The organism is Burkholderia sp. NFPP32 (assembly GCF_900119325.1).
Taxonomy (GTDB): Bacteria; Pseudomonadota; Gammaproteobacteria; order Burkholderiales; family Burkholderiaceae; genus Burkholderia; species Burkholderia pyrrocinia_C.
The window spans coordinates 319,245-335,363 of sequence record NZ_FPJP01000004.1 but is presented as its reverse complement, the minus strand read 5'-3'; the positions used below and the strand labels follow the sequence as shown (position 1 = coordinate 335,363).

The window sequence follows — 16,119 nt, the reverse complement described above, 5'->3', positions numbered from 1 at the left end:
TGTCGAGCGCGGCGTTGCGCTGACGGGCGTGTCGTGGAGGCCCGATGCGTGGCGCCGCGCGCCGCGTCATCCGGCGGCCGGGTAGAGCGCGCCGTCGGTCACGATCCAGCGCAGCGCCAGATCGTGCGCTTCGGCCGGCAGCGCGTCGACGCGGCACGCTTCATACGCGATGCCGACCGTCACCGGCAGCGTGTCGCCCGGCCACGCGGCGAGCGTGCGATCGTAGTAGCCGCCGCCGTAGCCGAGCCGATAGCGCTGCGGATCGAATCCCACGCAGGGAATCAGCAGCAGGTCGGGCACGACGACGATGCCCGCCGCCGGTTCCGGAATCCGGTGATGGCCTTCGCGCATCGGCGTGTGCGCGTCCCACGCATGGAACGCGAGCGGCGTGTGCCGCTCGCCGATCACGGGCAGCGCGGCGCGCCGGCCGGCACCTGCCGCGCACCACGCGAGCACCGCGTCGCGCGCATCGAATTCGCCCGGCAGCGGCCAGTAGAACCCGACCGTGCGCGGCGCGAGCCGGTCGAGCAGCGTGCGCAGCCGCGCGTCGAGCGCGGCGTTCGCGGCGGGCTGCGATGCGGCGTCGCGACGCGCGCCGGACAGCGTTTTGCGCAGTGCAACCTTCGGGTTCGGCACAGGGTTGCGTGCTATGCTTTCGCTCAATTCGTGCTCCATTCAAAACGATGTCGAACAGCCTTTTCCGAGTATATCGCGCGGTCGCGCTGACGCTTTCGGCCGCCGCGCTCGTCGCGGGCACGGCCGCATGCGCCGCACCGGGCGACGACACGGTCGCCGGGGATGACCAGATCTTCGTGCAGCTTCGCGAAGCCGCACGCCGCAACGATGCCGCGAAAGCCGCGCAGCTTGCGTCGATGATCCCGAACTATCCGGCCCCGTCCTACGTCGAGTATTTCCAGATCAAGCCGCAGCTGTTCGATTCGACGGGCCGCGCGCGCGTCGACGCGCCGGACGCGCCCGTGCAGTCGTTCCTGCAGCGCTACGACGGCCAGGCGATCGCCGACCGCCTGCGCAACGACTACCTGCTCGTGCTCGGCGCGCGCCACGACTGGCGCAGCTTCGACGATCAATACAAGCGCTTCGTGCTCGACGACGACACGCAGGTCAGGTGCTACGCGCTCGAATCGCGCGCGGCGCGCGGCGAGAACGTCGCCGATGCGGCGCGCGCGCTGCTCGTCGAGCCGAAGAATTACGGCGACGCGTGCGTCGACCTGATCACCGCGCTCACGGTCAACCAGCAGTTCACGAGCGACGACGTGTGGCAGCAGGCGCGCCTCGCGTACGAGCAGAACTACACGACGCTCGGCGGCAAGATCGTCGACGCGCTCGGCCCGCGCCCGGTCGCCTTCGACCAGGCGACGAGCGCGCCGCCGCTGTACCTCGCGCGCGGCGTCGGCCCCGACGCGACGTCGCACCAGCTCGCGCTGATCGCGCTCGGCCGCATGGCGCGCAACGATCCGGACGCGGCCGCCGGGATGCTGACGTCGGTCGCCGGCTCGCTCACGAAACAGGAACAGGCGATCGCATGGGGCGCGATCGGTTACCAGGGCGCGATCAAGCGCTCGCCGCTCGCGTCGGTCTGGTACGCGAAATCCGCGAACGCGCCGCTGTCGAACCCGGGCTACGAATGGCGCACGCGCGCCGCGCTGCTCGCCGGCAACTGGCCGATGGTGCGCTGGTCGATCGAGCAGATGCCGCCGTCGCTGCGCAGCGATCCGGCGTGGATCTACTGGCATGCGCGCGCGCTCAAGCAGAGCGGCGACACGCTGCAGGCGAACCAGGAATTCGAGCAGGTCGCGGGCCAGTTCAACTTCTACGGGCAGCTCGCCGGCGAAGAGCTCGGCCAGCGCACGACGGTCCCGCCGCGCACGAAGGTGAGCGACGCCGAGATCGACGCGATGGGCAAGATTCCGGGCTTCGCGCTCGCGCAGCGCTTCTACGCGCTGAACCTGCGCCTCGAAGGCAACCGCGAATGGAACTGGCCGCTGCGCGGGATGACCGATCGCCAGCTGCTCGCGGCCGCCGAGTACGGCAAGCGCGTCGAGCTGCTCGACCGCACGGTCAACACGGCCGACCGCACGAAGGCCGAGCACGACTTCACGCTGCGCTACCCGTCGCCGTACCGCAACATCGTCGAGCGCTATGCGCAGTCGACGGGCCTCGACATCGAATGGGCGTACGGGCTGATCCGCCAGGAGTCGCGCTTCATCACGAGCGCGCGCTCGTCGGTGGGCGCGGGCGGCCTGATGCAGCTGATGCCGGCAACCGCCCAGCTCGTCGCGAAGAAGCTCGGCATGGGCACGATCACGCGCGCGCAGATGCACGACATCGATACCAACATCCAGCTCGGCACCTGGTATCTGGCGGACATCTACAACAACTTCGACAGCTCGCCGGTGCTGGCCACCGCCGGCTACAACGCGGGCCCGGGCCGGCCGCGCCAGTGGCGCCAGGTGTTGACGCAGCCGGTCGAAGGCGCGATCTTCGCAGAGACGATTCCGTTCAACGAGACGCGCGACTACGTGAAGAACGTGCTGTCGAACACCGTCTACTACGCGGCGCTCTTCGAGGGCAAGCCGCAGTCGTTGAAGAAACGTCTAGGCATGATCTCGCCCTGATCCGCAATCTTCACACTGCCGCGCGAGACGCGGCAGTGTTCTTAAGGGCCTGTTCACGCTAATAACGGACTTGCGAACGTGCGTTGCCGGCCGCGGTGCAAGAAGCAAGGAGCGCCGTTTGGCCGAGCCGGACAAGCGACGCGCGACGCCGCAATGCGGCCGGCAAGGCTCGTTCCCCTGACCGGGAAAAAGTCATGAATGGGGCTGGCCGCCAGAAGGGCCGATCGCTGCGTCATGCTCCTTGCGAATACGTCGAGTATTCGCTTCGTCGCAGTCCTTGCGCTCGACCCTTCTGGCGGCCAGCGCAAGTCCGTTATTAGCGTGAACAGGCCCTGGGAGTGTCGAACATGGATCGCCAGACCGTTGTGCTGCTGGGCGGCACCGGCTTCATCGGCAGCCGGCTCGTCAATGCGCTGATCGACGCCGGCAAGCAGGTACGGATCGGCACGCGGCGGCGCGACCACGCGCGCCATCTGCAGATGCTGCCGGTCGAGATCGTTGAGCTCGAAGCGCTCGACACGCGCACGCTCGCGCGCTTCGTCGCCGGCGCGCACGCGGCGATCAATCTGATCGGCGTGCTGCACGGCGGCCGCGGCACGCCGTACGGGCCCGGCTTCGAGCGCGCGCACGTCGCGCTGCCGGCCGCGCTCGCGAGCGCGTGCACCGAGGTCGGCGTGCGGCGCCTGCTGCACATGAGCGCGCTCGGCGCCGATTCGCACGGCGCGAGCATGTACCAGCGCTCGAAGGGCGACGGCGAAGCGGCGCTGCATGCGATCGCGGCGACCGATTCGCTCGAGCTGACGATCTTCCGCCCGTCGGTCGTGTTCGGCCCCGGCGACTCATTCCTCAATACGTTCGCGAACCTGCAGCGCACGGTGCCCGTGCTGCCGCTCGCGATGCCCGACGCGCGCTTCCAGCCGGTGTTCGTCGGCGATGTCGTGCGCGCGTTCGTCAACACGCTCGATCTCGCGGCCGCGCACGGCAAGACCTACGAACTCGGCGGCCCGACCGTCTATACGCTCGAGCAACTGGTGCGCTATTGCGGCACGCTGGTCGGCAGGCAGGCACGCATCGTGCGGCTGTCCGACGCGCTTGCGCGGCTGCAGGCAAGCGTGTTCGAATGCCTGCCCGGCGAACCGGTACTCACGCGCGACAATCTCGCGTCGATGTCGGTGCCGAACGTGCTGTCGGGGCCGCTCGCGCCGGAACTCGGGATCACGCCCGCGAGTCTCGAAAGCATTGCGCCCGCGTATCTCGGCAACGCCGCGGCGCGGTCGCGGTTCGACTGGTTCCGCTCGCGCCGCTAGGCGCGGCCGGGGCGCTGTCGTTCAGCATCGTCCTTTCCACCTTCGCGTTTTCCGGAACACCGTCATGAAACTCGTCATTGGAGACAAGAACTACTCGTCGTGGTCGATGCGTCCGTGGCTGCTGCTCGTGCATTTCGGCATCCCGTTCGACGAGATCGCGGTCGAGCTGCGCCGCGACGACACGGCCGCGCGCATCCTCGAGTATTCGCCGTCCGGCAAGGTGCCGTGCCTGGTCGACGACCACGGCGTCGCGATCTGGGATTCGCTCGCGATCGCCGAGACGCTTGCCGAGCGCTATCCGCAGTTTCCGATGTGGCCGGCCGATCCGCTCGAACGCGCGCATGCGCGCTGCATCGCGGCCGAGATGCATGCGGGCTTCGCGGCGCTGCGCACGCAGATGGGCATGAACGTGCGCGCGTCGATGCCGGGGCGCGGCGCGACGCCCGACGCGCTCGCCGACGTCGCGCGCATCGACGCGCTGTGGAGCGCGTGCCTCGAGGCGTCGGGCGGGCCGTTCCTGTTCGGCGAGTTCGGGATCGCCGATGCGATGTACGCGCCCGTCGTGATGCGCTTCAACACGTACGAGCCTGGCCTGTCGCCGGACGCGGCCGGCTACGCGGCGCGCGTGACGGCGCTGCCGGCGGTGCAGCGGTGGATCGACGCCGCGCGCAGCGAGACCAACGTGATCGCCGAATACGAGCCGCAGCCATGAACATCTACGCAGTAGGCGGGGCGATTCGCGACGAATTGCTCGGCGTGCCCGTGCAGGACCGCGACTACGTGGTGGTGGGCGCGACGCCCGAGCAGATGGCCGCGCAGGGCTTCCGGCCGGTCGGCAAGGATTTTCCGGTGTTCCTGCATCCGCACACGCAGGAGGAATACGCGCTGGCGCGCACCGAGCGCAAGACGGCGGCCGGCTATCACGGCTTCCAGTTCCATTACGCGCCGGACGTGACGCTCGACGAGGATCTCGCGCGGCGCGACCTGACGATCAACGCGATGGCGCGCGAGGTGAGCCCGGAGGGCGCGCTGGTCGGGCCCGTGATCGACCCGTTCGACGGGCAGGCCGACCTGCGCGCGCGCGTGTTCCGGCACGTGAGCGACGCGTTCGTCGAGGATCCGGTGCGGATCCTGCGCGTTGCGCGCTTCGCCGCGCGGTTCGCGGATTTCACGGTCGCCGACGAAACGCTCGCGCTGATGCGGCGGATGGTCGACGCGGGCGAGGCCGACGCGCTGGTGCCCGAGCGCGTGTGGCAGGAAATCGCGCGCGGGCTGATGGAGGCGAAGCCGTCGCGGATGTTCGCGGTGTTGCGCGACTGCGGCGCGCTCGCGCGCGTCCTGCCCGAGGTCGATGCGCTGTGGGGCGTGCCGCAGCGCGCCGACTACCATCCGGAAGTCGATACGGGCGTGCACGTGATGATGGTCGTCGACTACGCGGCGAAGCAGGGCTATTCGCTGCCGGTGCGTTTCGCGGCGCTCACGCACGATCTCGGCAAGGCGACGACGCCGGCGGACGTGCTGCCGCGCCACGTCGGCCATGAGGGCCGCAGCGTCGACCTGCTCAAGCCGTTGTGCGAGCGGCTGCGCGTGCCGAACGATTGCCGCGATCTCGCGCTCGTGGTCGCACGCGAGCACGGCAACCTGCATCGCGTGATGGAGATGGGCGCGGCCGCGCTGGTGCGGCTGTTCGAGCGCAGCGACGCGCTGCGCAAGCCGGCGCGTTTCGCCGAGATGCTGCAGGCCTGCGAATCGGATGCGCGCGGGCGGCTCGGGCTCGACGCGCAGCCATATCCGCAGGCCGAGCGGCTGCGCGTGGCGCTCGCGGCCGCGCGCAGCGTCGATGCCGGCGCGATCGCGCGCGGCATCGGCAGCGAAGCGGAGAAGATCAAGGAGGCCGTGCATCGCGCGCGGATCCAGGCCGTCGCGCAGGCGCTCGCGATCGGCGAATAGGGCGGCAGGTATGACGGCGGCGGGTGGCCGCCAGCCGTTACGGCTTCTGGCGCGCGGCTGCCTTGCGTGCCGGGGGCGCGGCCGCCGGGCGTTTGCCGGCGGATGCGCGCGGCTTGGCCGTGGCCTTCTTTTCCGCCGCGCCGGCCGGCCGTGCCGGATCGGCGTCGCGGCCGCGTTTCGGCGCCGGTTCGCGGCGGCTCGCGCGCGGCTCGCCCGGCGCAATGCGCGCGCGGGGCTCGGGCTGCCTGATTTCCATCGTCGCGGACACGAATTCGGCGCAACTGTCGTCGAACAGCGGCAGTGTGCCGACCACGATCAGTTCGGCGGGCCCGTCACCCACGTTGGCGACGCGATGCCGCTTGCGCGCGTCGAAGTGCAGCGAGTCGCCGGGCGCCAGCGGGTAATCCTTCTTGCCGACCGTGTAGCAGATGCGGCCGGTCAGCACGTAGACGAATTCGTCGCCGCCGTGCGACACCCATTCCGAGCGGTAGCCTTCCATCATCTGGACCTTGACCGCGTTGATCTGGCTGCCGTCGAACGTGGTGGACAGCCGTTCGTACCACTGCGACGCGCTGTCGACCGCGTACGGCTCGCGGCTGCCTTCGTGCGAATCGGGCTGCGCCTGGCGCGGCTGGTCGATCAGCGCGCCGAGCGGCACGCCCAGCGCCTTCGCGACATTGACGAGCGACGACAGCGAGATACCCGTGAGATGACGCTCGACCTGCGACAGGAACCCGACCGACAGCTTCGCTTCGGTCGCGACTTCCAGCAGCGTCTTCTTCGCTTCCCGGCGCAGGCGGCGAATGCGCTGGCCGATACGCATGATGTCTGAATCCATGAATCTCTTTCGTGGCAACGAGTCGGGAGGTCCTGGCGGAGAGGCGGTGCAGTCGCCGGGACATTGCCTTCCGCGCATCGCACGAAGCACGGCCGTCGGGACGACGATGCCGGCGCATTGTACCGCGCGGTGTCGGCGGGCGACGCCACGCCGCGCCTGCATGCGGAACCGTGCCGCCGATTTTAGTCCTACGAAAATTTTGGCTTGACCTCAATTTCAGCGTGCTCTAGATTCTGTCGCGCGCATCAAACAAAGTTAAGTGAGACAAAAATTTCCGCGGACCTGCCGCTGGCACTGCACAGCGGCCCGGCGACGTGCAGTGCCGCGCGTTGCCCGACCATCGGCGCCGTGTCGCGACATGCCTGCTTCAGGCATGCGCCCCGCCGCGTCACGCCGCCGGCCGCCGACAACAATGGATAACGTGGGCATCCGATGATCGATCGACTGAAATACAGCTTCTCCGGCCTTCCCCCGTACGACGCGTCCGTCGCCGACACGCAGGCCGGCCTGTCGCGCCTGCTCGACGCCGCGCGGCTCGACGCGGTGGTGGTCACGTCGCAGGACGAATACGTCACCGAGTACCTGCCGCGCAGCAATAACCCGCGCTACGCGCTGTCGGGCTTCGACGGCTCGGCCGGCTGCGGGATCTTCCTGAGCGCGGCGACCGCGCAGGCGCTCGGCGTGCCGCCGTTCGTGCTGTTCGTCGACGGCCGTTATCACCTGCAGGCCGAGCAGCAGTGCGATCCGGCGCGCGTGCGCATCGAGAAGCTCGGGATGAACGTGACGATATGGCAGGCGATGGCCGACTGGTTGGTCGCGCATGCGAGCCGGCTCGCGCGGGTCGGCTACGACGGGCAGCGGATCAGCGTCGCGCAGCGCGACCGGCTGCTCGAGCAGACGCAGGCCGCAGTGCTCGACTGGACGAGCCTCGCCGATCGCGAGATCGACCGCGCGATCGCGCTGCCGGGCTGGGTCGTCGAGCGGCCGATCTTCGAGCTGCCGGAATCGATGACGGGCCTGAGCGTCGCGCAGAACCTCGACACGCTGAGCCGCAAGCTCGCCGCGCATACCGGCGCGGTCGACGGCAAGGTCGCGTTCTTCACCTGCGCGTCGGACGATCTCGCGTATCTGCTGAACAGCCGCGGCTATCACATCCCGAACGCGTCGTCGCACCTCGGCTTCCTGTTCGCGATCGGCGGGGAGGTCGCGCTGTTCCTGCCGGAAGGCTGCGACCGCTGCGAAGTCGCGCTCGAGTCGTATCCGGCGCTGCACGTGATCCGACGCGACGTCGCGGCGCTCGAGCGCTTTCTCGCGCAGTTTCCGGTCGATCACGTGTGCTACGGCTTCGAATCGGTGAACTGCGCGCTCGTCGACGCGGTGAGCCGCGTGTGGCCGCGCGCGCGGCATGCCGACTTCAATCCGGTCGAGGCGATGCGGGCCGCGAAGACGCCGGCGGTGCTCGACCGGTTCCGCGACGCGTTCGCGCGCAGCTCCGCGGCGATCGCCGAGACGATGCGCTGGGCGAAGACCGGCGAGCCGGGCGCACGCCACACCGAATACGACCTGGCGCGCACGATCAACGACGCGTACGGCGCGCGCTCGGCGGTCGCGCTGACGTTTCCGTCGATCGCGGCGAACGGCGCGAACAGCGCGTTCGCGCATTACACGGCGGCGAGCGCCGACGTCGAGCTGACGGAAGGCGAACTCGTGCTGCTCGACAGCGGTGCGTACTACGAAGCCGGCTTCGCGACGGACTGCACGCGCGTCGTGCTGCGCCGCACGCGCGCGGACACGGTCGCGCAACCGTGGCAGCGCGAGATCTACACGGTCGCGCTGAAGGCCTGCATCAAGGGGCTCGTCACGCGCTTCCCGGCCTCGGCGACGGGCGGCGACGTCGATGCGCTCGTGCGGCAGGTGTGCCGCGATCACGGCCACGATTTCGGCCACGGCACCGGGCACGGCGTCGGGATTCACGTGCACGAAGGCGGCGTGCGTTTCGCGCCGGGCGCGAAATACGGGCTGGTGCCGAATGCGGTGATTTCGGTCGAGCCGGGCATCTACGTGCCGGGCAAGGGCGGCGTGCGGATCGAGAACATCGTGATCATCCGGCTGGACGAAGCACAGCCGGATACGGTGACGTTCGAGAACATCGTGACGGTCGGCTACGACTGGGACCTGATCGATCTCGACCTGCTGGACGACGACGAGCGCGCGTACCTGCGCGACTACGAACGGCTGTGCGTGGCGCGCGGCACGCAGGTCACCGCGTGTCCGCTGTTGTAAGGAAGGGCAAGGCAGGCGCGCGGCCGTCGGGCGGCCGCGCGGCGCGACGTCAGCGCGTCAGCGCCGACACGCGCCCGTCGGGGCCGTAGACGCCGGCAGGTGCGGGCGCCGAGCGCAGCACCGCGAGCGCGCGCTCGTTGTAGTCCATCCGGATCCGGATCAGCATCCCGTTGTTCGCGTTGGCCTGGCGCGCGCGTTCGGCGGCCTGCTGCAGCAACTGCCAGCGGCCGGCGAGGCGTGCATCGCGCTCGGCGGCCTGGTCCATCCCTTTCTTGCCCGACGCAAAGCCGAGCGCGGACAGCTGCGTGTCGCGCGTGCGCTCGAGCTGCGCGAGCCGGTCGATCAGCTCGCTCTTCTTCTCGACGATCCCGGGCAGCATGTCGAGCGGCTCCGCCGTCGTCAGCGCTTTTTCCTCGTAGGCGAGCAGGGACGCGAACGCCTCGACCGTCGCGTGTTCGTCGTTGACCGTGGCCAGCAGCTCTTCTCTCATCGCGTCATGCTCGTCGCGCCGGAGCGCGGGGTGCGGCGCGCCGGCAAACCGGGGGGACCGGCCGCGAGGCGGCCGGCTCAGCTGCCCTGCGGGCGCTGCTGTTGCAGCAGTTCGCGGGCGGTGTTCAATACGCCGTCGGCAATCTTGTTCGCGTCGATCGTCAGCGTGCCGTTGTTCAGCGCGTCCTTGATCGACTGGACCAGGCCCGTGTCGATATCGGCGTTGCCGGACGCGGATGCCGAGCGCAACTGGCCGGACAGACCTGACAGGTTCACGGTCGCGTCGCCGCCGGTCGATCCTGCGTCGGCCGCCTGCGCGGACGACTGGGCCGCGCCGGATTGTGCACGGGCCGCGCCGTTGCCGGTCGGCGCGAGGGGGCTCGGTTTCGGAGTGGAATCGATCTTCACGATGGGTTTCCTGTACGGTTTGACCCAGATAACGGCCGGGTCGGCCCGAACTTTAGCATCGTGAGCCCGAAATTCTCCGAATAAACAATTCTTTGCAATCTTGCGCGGGATCCGTCCCTACAGCGGAATTTCCACGGTGCCGGCGTCCTTGACGATTGCCGTGACGATCTGGCCCGCCGCCATCCGCACCCGCACCGACTGGCCGGGCGCCGCATTCGCGAGCACGCTGCCCTCGGCCGAAATCGTGAAACCGGGGCCGGCCGCGACGACCCGCACCGTCTGGCCGGCCGATACCGACGCCGCGCTCTTCAGCATGTCCTGCCGCAGCGGCAGCCCGGCCGAGATGCGCGCGAGCGCGGTCGAGCCGACCGCCTGCGCCGGATCGGTGATCACCGCGAGCGGCAGCACCGTCAGGTCGCCGTCGCGCGCGACCAGGTCGGCCGCGCCCAGCGGCTCGCCGGGCGCGATCTGGCGCGCGGCGACGTAATAGGTGGCCTGCACGGCGACCTTCGCCTGCAGGTAGACGGTCCACGGCCGTTCGCCCGCGCAGCGCACGCCGACCGTCGTGCGGCCCCACAGGCGCGCGCCGGTCGGCAGGAACGGCTCGAGCGTCGTGCACGCGGCGAGCCCGCGCGGAAACGCGGTCGTGACCGTCGCGGTGGTCTTGCCGGGCAGGCCCGCGATCTGCTGCTGCAGGAACGCGAGGGCTGCGCGCCGGATCGAGTCGGGATCCTGCTGGCCGGGCGGCGTCGCGCTCTGGGCCGCGGGGGCTGCCTGGGCCGGGTTGGCGGAAGCCGCTGGGGAAGCCGCCGGCGCGCGCGGCGCCGGCGCGGCTGACGCGGCGCGCGCTGCTGCCATGCGCGCAGCGACTGCCTGCGGCGCCGGCCGCGTGGGATTCGACGCGGGCTCGGCCGTTCCGGCGACGACCGTCGCGATGGCGTTGGGATCGGCGGCGCGCGGCGCGCCGTAGACGGTGTTCGCGCGAGCGGCTGCATAGACGGGGGCCGGCGCGGCTGCCGGTGCGGGGGCTGGCGGCGGGACGTTCGTCACGACCATCGCGCTCGCCGGTTGCGCCGCATGGCCGGCAGCGGCAGCGCCGGCCGTACCACCCGCACCTGCCGCCGCGCGTCCCGCGTCCTGCGCCATGCCTGCGCCCGAACCCGTCCCCGCATTCCCGCCGAACTGCCCGCCGCTCGCCGCATTGGCGTGCGCGAGCGCGGTTTCGGCCGTTTCGCCGCGTCCGGGAATCACGATCGTCCCGTCGTCCGCGTGCGCGGCCGGGGCGGCGATCCATAGCGCCGCGGCGAGCGCAAACGCACGCCGGACGTGCGTGAGCCGCCCGTTCCTGCCGCGAAGTGCGCTGCCAGTCATCGCCTTGCCCTCGATCCGTTGATCCGATTTGCATTCTAGGGAGCGGGGCCGCTGCGCAAACGATGAATAGAGGGGGGCTTTGCCGCGTTATTCGCCCGATTGCCGGTTGCGTGCCGCGCCTACCATCGCTGTCATGGAAAAAAGCCTCTCGGGTCGCCATCCGGCGCGAGGGGCGTGCAGCGCTTCATACGGAGAGACGCACACATGCTGGACAAACTCGATGCGGAATTCGCGTTCGGCCGACAGGCGCTCGACGTGCGCGCCTATCGGCAGGAACTGCTGTCGTCCAACATCGCGAACGCCGACACGCCCGGCTACCAGGCCCGCGACGTCGATTTCGCGTCGACGCTCGCGCGCTCGCTGAAGCAGACGAACGGCGGCCTCGCGCCGAGCAACGCCGCGCAACTGCCGATGACGCAGCCGGCCGGCGTGACGAGCGGCATGTCGATGGTGTCGACGGCGGCGGGCCACATGGCCGGCACGGCGAAGCTGATCCCGACGGGCGGCCCGGCGGACGACTACGGCCGCGCGCAGTACCGGATGCCGCTGCAGCCATCGCTCGACGGCAACACGGTCGATCTCGACGTCGAACGCGTGCAGTTCGCGAACAACGCGCTGCACTACGAAACCGGGATGACCGTGATGACCCAGCAGATCAAGGCCATGATCGCCGCGATCTCGACGAACTCGTAAGCGCGCCGCTTCCGAACCCGCGCACAAGCACAAGGAGCCTCCATGCCTTCGTTGATGAACATCTTCGGCGTCGCCGGTTCGGCGCTGTCCGCGCAATCGCAGCGCCTGAACGTCACCGCGTCGAACCTCGCGAACGCCGACAGCGCCACCGGCCCCGACGGCAAGCCGTACAAGGCCAAGCAGGTCGTGTTTGCGACCGACCCGATGGGCGGCGCGCGCACCGCGTCGGGCCAGGGCGTGGGCGGCGTGCGCGTGACGAAGGTGATGGACGACCCGTCGCCGATGAAGTCGACCTACGACCCGGCGAACCCGGCCGCCGACGCGAACGGCTACGTGCAGATGCCGAACGTCGACCCGGTGCAGGAGATGGTGAACATGATCTCGGCGTCGCGCTCGTACCAGGCCAACGTCGAGACGCTGAACACCGCGAAGACGCTGATGCTCAAGACGCTGACGATCGGCTCGTGAGCCGCGCGCCGACCGACCCCAATCCGACAGTTCCGACAGAAGGCCACCCAGGATGACATCCTCCAGCACGACGATCGGCGGCAACGGCACGAACGTGTCGACCCTGCCGACCGACACGATGAACACCAACAAAGTGTCGTCGACCAACGGCACGTCGGCGAGCGACCTGCAGGCGACGTTCCTGAAGCTGCTCGTCACGCAGTTGCAGAACCAGGATCCGACGAGCCCGGTCGACAGCTCGCAGATGACGTCGCAGCTCGCGCAGATCAACACGGTGAGCGGCATCGCGCAGTTGAACACGTCGCTCACGTCGCTGTCGACGCAGCTCACGGCCGGCCAGCAGACGCAGGCCGCGCTGCTGATCGGCTCGAATGTGCTCGCGCCGGGCAACGCGGTCGCGGTGAAGGGCGGCGCGGCGTCGCCGTTCGGCGTGTCGCTGGCGAGCTCGGTGTCGAACCTGACGATCACCGTGAAGAACTCGGCGGGCGCCGTCGTGAACACGATCAACGCCGGCGCGCAGTCGGCCGGCACCGTGCCGTTCAACTGGACGCCGACCGACGCGGCGGGCAATGCGCTGCCGGACGGCAAGTACACGATCAGCGCGTCGTATACCAACAGCGCCGGCACGCCGCAGGCGGCCACGACGCTCGCGGCCGCGCAGGTGCAGAGCGTGATCAAGCAGGCAGACGGCACGGCGGGGCTCGTGCTGTCGAACGGCACGACGGTGGGGCTCACCCAGGTCGCGTCGATTTTCCCGAACACGTCGTCGTCCGGCGGCACTACGTCCAACTGATTCAGCTTTCCCGAAACGGAGACCGAAATGGGTTATCAACAGGGTCTGAGCGGCCTCGCCGGCGCATCGAACGCGCTCGACGTGATCGGCAACAACATCGCGAACGCGAACACGGTCGGCTTCAAGTCGAGCACCGCGCAGTTCGCCGACATGTACGCGAACTCGGTCGCGACGTCGGTCAACACGCAGATCGGCATCGGCACGACGCTCGCGTCGGTGCAGCAGCAGTTCGGCCAGGGCACGATCAATACGACGAACTCGTCGCTCGACGTCGCGATCAACGGCAACGGCTTCTTCCAGATGTCGAACAACGGCGTGACGACGTACTCGCGCGACGGCACGTTCCAGCGCGACAAGAACGGCTTCATCGTCGATTCGCAAGGCCGCAACCTGATGGGCTACGCGGCCGGCTCGGGCGGCGTGATCAACACCGCGCAGACCGTGCCGATGCAGGCGCCGACGTCCAACATCGCGCCGACCGCGACGACCAAGATCACCGGCCAGTTCAACCTGAACTCGCAGGACACGGTGCCGGCCAAGACGCCGTTCAACGCGACCGACACCACGACCTACAACTACTCGACGTCGATCCAGGTGTACGACACGCTCGGCGGTTCGCAGGCGGTCAACATGTACTTCGTGAAGTCGGCGGCCGGCACGTGGGAAGCGTACGCGGGTGTCCAGGGCGGCGCCACGACCGATCTCGGCACGGTCACGTTCAATTCGTCGGGCGCGATCCAGAGCACGACGACGGGCACGCCGGCGGCGCCGACCACGTCGCTCGGCCAGTTCCAGTTCACGGTGCCGAACACCGACGGCTCGGTGACGCCGCAGAGCCTCACGCTCGACCTGACCGGCACGACGCAGTACGGCGGCAAGGACGGCGTGAACAACCTCGCGCAGGACGGCTACGCGAGCGGCACGCTGACGACCTATTCGATCGGCGCCGACGGCAAGCTGACCGGCAACTACTCGAACGGGCAGACCGCCGTGCTCGGCCTGATCGCGCTCGCGAACTTCAACAACCCGAACGGGCTGGTCAACCTCGGCGGCAACCAGTATGCGGAGTCCTCCGCATCGGGCGTGCCGCAGATCTCGGCACCGGGCAGCACGAACCACGGCACGCTGCAGGGCAGCGCGCTCGAGAACTCGAACGTCGACCTCACGTCGCAGCTCGTCAACCTGATCACCGCGCAGCGCAACTACCAGGCGAACGCGCAGACGATCAAGACGCAGCAGACCGTCGACCAGACGCTCATCAACCTGTAAGCGCGGATAACCGGCAGCCATGGACCGACTGATCTACACGGCGATGACGGGCGCGTCGCAGTCGCTCGACCAGCAGGCGATCGTCGCGAACAACCTCGCGAACGCATCGACGACGGGCTTTCGCGCGCAGCTCGCGACGTATCGCGCGGTGCCGATGAATTTCGGCGACGGCAGCAACATCGACCCGACGACGACGCGCACCTACGTGCTCGCGTCGACGCCCGGCGCGGATTACGCGCCGGGCCCGATCACGCGCACCGGCAATCCGCTCGACGTTGCCGTGCAGGGCGCCGGCTGGCTGTCCGTGCAAACGGCCGACGGCAGCGAGGCATACACGCGCGCCGGCAACCTGCACGTCGACGAGAACGGCCAGCTCGTCAACGCGAGCAACCTGCCGGTGATCGGCAACGGCGGCCCGATTTCGGTGCCGCCGAACGCGGAGGTGACGATCGGCAAGGACGGCACCGTTTCCGCGCTGATGCCGGGCGACCCGCCGACTGCGGTCGCGATCGTCGACCAGATGAAGCTCGTCAATCCCGATCCGGCCACGCTCACGCGCGGCAACGACGGATTGTTCCGCACCGCCGACGGCAATCCGGCCGACGCCGCCCCGAACGTGGTCGTCACGCCGAATTCGCTCGAAGGCAGCAACGTCAACCCGGTGACCGCGATGGTCGCGATGATCGACAACGCGCGCGCGTTCCAGCTTCAGTCGAAGCTGATCCAGACGGCCGACCAGAACGAGCAGACGGCGAACCAGCTGCTCAACTTCAGCTGAGCGCCCGCGCCAGCCCACGCAGGAGACCTTACAAGTGAACCGTTCGCTCTACATCGCCGCCACCGGCATGAATGCGCAGCAGGCGCAGATGGACGTGATTTCGAACAACCTCGCGAACACCAGCACGAACGGCTTCAAGGCGTCGCGCGCGGTGTTCGAGGATCTGCTTTACCAGACGATCCGCCAGCCCGGCGCGAACTCGACGCAGCAAACCGAGCTGCCGTCGGGCCTGCAGCTCGGCACCGGCGTGCAGCAGGTCGCGACCGAGCGCCTGTACACGCAGGGCGGCCTCACGCAGACCGGCAACTCGAAGGACGTCGCGATCAACGGCGCGGGCTTCTTCCAGGTGCTGATGCCGGACGGCACGAATGCGTACACGCGCGACGGCTCGTTCCAGACCAACGCGCAGGGCCAGCTCGTCACGTCGAGCGGCTACCAGATCCTGCCGGCGATCACCGTGCCGCAGAACGCGCAGTCGCTGACGATCGGCAAGGACGGCGTCGTGTCGGTCACGCAGCCGGGCTCGGGCAACGCGGTGCAGATCGGCTCGCTGCAGATCGCGACCTTCATCAACCCGACCGGCCTCGAGGCGAAGGGCGAGAACCTGTTCGCGGAAACGACGTCGTCGGGCGCGCCCAACGTGTCGCAGCCGGGGCTGAACGGCGCGGGCGTGCTCAACCAGGGTTATGTCGAAGCGTCGAACGTGAACGTCGTGCAGGAACTCGTCAACATGATCCAGACCCAGCGTGCCTACGAGATCAACAGCAAGGCCGTGACGACGTCCGACCAGATGCTGCAGACCGTCACGCAGATGAAGACCTAACCGGAACACCCCG

16 protein-coding genes are annotated in these 16,119 nt (G+C 69.1%); 11 read left to right on the top strand and 5 right to left on the bottom strand.

Translation table 11 applies throughout. The features are described 5' to 3' along the window. Positions 1–66: 66 nt before the first annotated feature. A complete protein-coding gene (locus tag BT264_RS10880; RefSeq protein WP_072437551.1) occupies positions 67–675 on the bottom strand; it encodes a 5-formyltetrahydrofolate cyclo-ligase in 609 nt (202 codons plus the stop codon). An 8-nt stretch (positions 676–683) separates the two neighbouring features. Here BT264_RS10880 and BT264_RS10875 point away from each other — a divergent pair, with 8 nt between their 5' ends. From BT264_RS10875 to BT264_RS10855, 4 genes are all read left to right on the top strand, one after another. Further along, complete coding sequence (locus tag BT264_RS10875; RefSeq protein WP_072437550.1) at positions 684–2,636, top strand: lytic transglycosylase domain-containing protein; 1,953 nt, start codon at positions 684–686, stop codon at positions 2,634–2,636. A gap of 347 nt (positions 2,637–2,983) precedes the next feature. Further along, the gene (locus BT264_RS10865; RefSeq protein WP_072437549.1) at positions 2,984–3,943 is read left to right on the top strand and encodes a complex I NDUFA9 subunit family protein; all 960 of its coding nucleotides are present in this window, start codon (positions 2,984–2,986) and stop codon (positions 3,941–3,943) included. 64 nt (positions 3,944–4,007) lie between these two features. Next, positions 4,008–4,655, top strand: coding sequence for a glutathione S-transferase family protein (locus BT264_RS10860; protein ID WP_072437548.1), 648 nt, complete (start codon positions 4,008–4,010; stop codon positions 4,653–4,655). Then, the gene (locus BT264_RS10855; protein WP_072437547.1) at positions 4,652–5,893 is read left to right on the top strand and encodes a multifunctional CCA addition/repair protein; all 1,242 of its coding nucleotides are present in this window, start codon (positions 4,652–4,654) and stop codon (positions 5,891–5,893) included. The genes BT264_RS10860 and BT264_RS10855 overlap by 4 nt, the downstream gene beginning before the upstream one ends. A 37-nt stretch (positions 5,894–5,930) precedes the next feature. On the opposite strand, the gene BT264_RS10850 is transcribed toward BT264_RS10855, so the two are convergent. Beyond that, positions 5,931–6,731, bottom strand: a complete 801-nt coding sequence (locus tag BT264_RS10850; RefSeq protein ID WP_072437546.1) for a helix-turn-helix domain-containing protein — start codon at positions 6,729–6,731, stop codon at positions 5,931–5,933. Between the two features lie 432 nt (positions 6,732–7,163). Between BT264_RS10850 and BT264_RS10840 the strand changes: the two genes are divergently transcribed. Then, positions 7,164–9,014 carry a M24 family metallopeptidase gene (locus BT264_RS10840; protein WP_072437545.1) on the top strand — a complete coding sequence of 617 codons (1,851 nt, stop codon included), beginning with the start codon at positions 7,164–7,166 and terminating at the stop codon, positions 9,012–9,014. A gap of 49 nt (positions 9,015–9,063) precedes the next feature. Here BT264_RS10840 and BT264_RS10835 read toward each other — a convergent pair whose 3' ends face one another. From BT264_RS10835 to flgA, 3 genes are all read right to left on the bottom strand, one after another. Beyond that, positions 9,064–9,504, bottom strand: coding sequence for a flagella synthesis protein FlgN (locus tag BT264_RS10835; protein ID WP_072437544.1), 441 nt, complete (start codon positions 9,502–9,504; stop codon positions 9,064–9,066). A gap of 77 nt (positions 9,505–9,581) precedes the next feature. Continuing rightward, positions 9,582–9,911, bottom strand: a complete 330-nt coding sequence (gene flgM, locus BT264_RS10830; RefSeq protein ID WP_072437543.1) for a flagellar biosynthesis anti-sigma factor FlgM — start codon at positions 9,909–9,911, stop codon at positions 9,582–9,584. A 117-nt stretch (positions 9,912–10,028) separates the two neighbouring features. Next, the gene (gene flgA / locus BT264_RS10825) at positions 10,029–11,282 is read right to left on the bottom strand and encodes a flagellar basal body P-ring formation chaperone FlgA (protein ID WP_072437542.1); all 1,254 of its coding nucleotides are present in this window, start codon (positions 11,280–11,282) and stop codon (positions 10,029–10,031) included. 204 nt (positions 11,283–11,486) lie between these two features. On the opposite strand from flgA, the gene flgB reads away from it, so the two are divergent. Genes flgB through flgG form a run of 6 tightly spaced genes read left to right on the top strand, consistent with a single transcriptional unit; the run spans position 11,487 to position 16,106 of the window. After that, the gene (gene flgB, locus BT264_RS10820) at positions 11,487–11,975 is read left to right on the top strand and encodes a flagellar basal body rod protein FlgB (protein WP_034179269.1); all 489 of its coding nucleotides are present in this window, start codon (positions 11,487–11,489) and stop codon (positions 11,973–11,975) included. 42 nt (positions 11,976–12,017) lie between these two features. Beyond that, complete coding sequence (gene flgC, locus BT264_RS10815) at positions 12,018–12,443, top strand: flagellar basal body rod protein FlgC (RefSeq protein WP_006485701.1); 426 nt, start codon at positions 12,018–12,020, stop codon at positions 12,441–12,443. Between the two features lie 52 nt (positions 12,444–12,495). Further along, on the top strand, positions 12,496–13,236 hold the full coding sequence (gene flgD / locus BT264_RS10810; RefSeq protein WP_072437541.1) for a flagellar hook assembly protein FlgD: 741 nt from the start codon (positions 12,496–12,498) through the stop codon (positions 13,234–13,236). Positions 13,237–13,263: 27 nt separating this feature from the next. Next, a complete protein-coding gene (flgE, locus tag BT264_RS10805) occupies positions 13,264–14,505 on the top strand; it encodes a flagellar hook protein FlgE (protein ID WP_072437540.1) in 1,242 nt (413 codons plus the stop codon). 19 nt (positions 14,506–14,524) lie between these two features. Further along, entirely contained in the window at positions 14,525–15,283 is a 759-nt protein-coding gene (gene flgF / locus BT264_RS10800) for a flagellar basal-body rod protein FlgF (RefSeq protein ID WP_072437539.1), read from the top strand. A 34-nt stretch (positions 15,284–15,317) separates the two neighbouring features. Next, the gene (flgG, locus tag BT264_RS10795; protein ID WP_072437538.1) at positions 15,318–16,106 is read left to right on the top strand and encodes a flagellar basal-body rod protein FlgG; all 789 of its coding nucleotides are present in this window, start codon (positions 15,318–15,320) and stop codon (positions 16,104–16,106) included. Positions 16,107–16,119 lie beyond the last annotated feature (13 nt).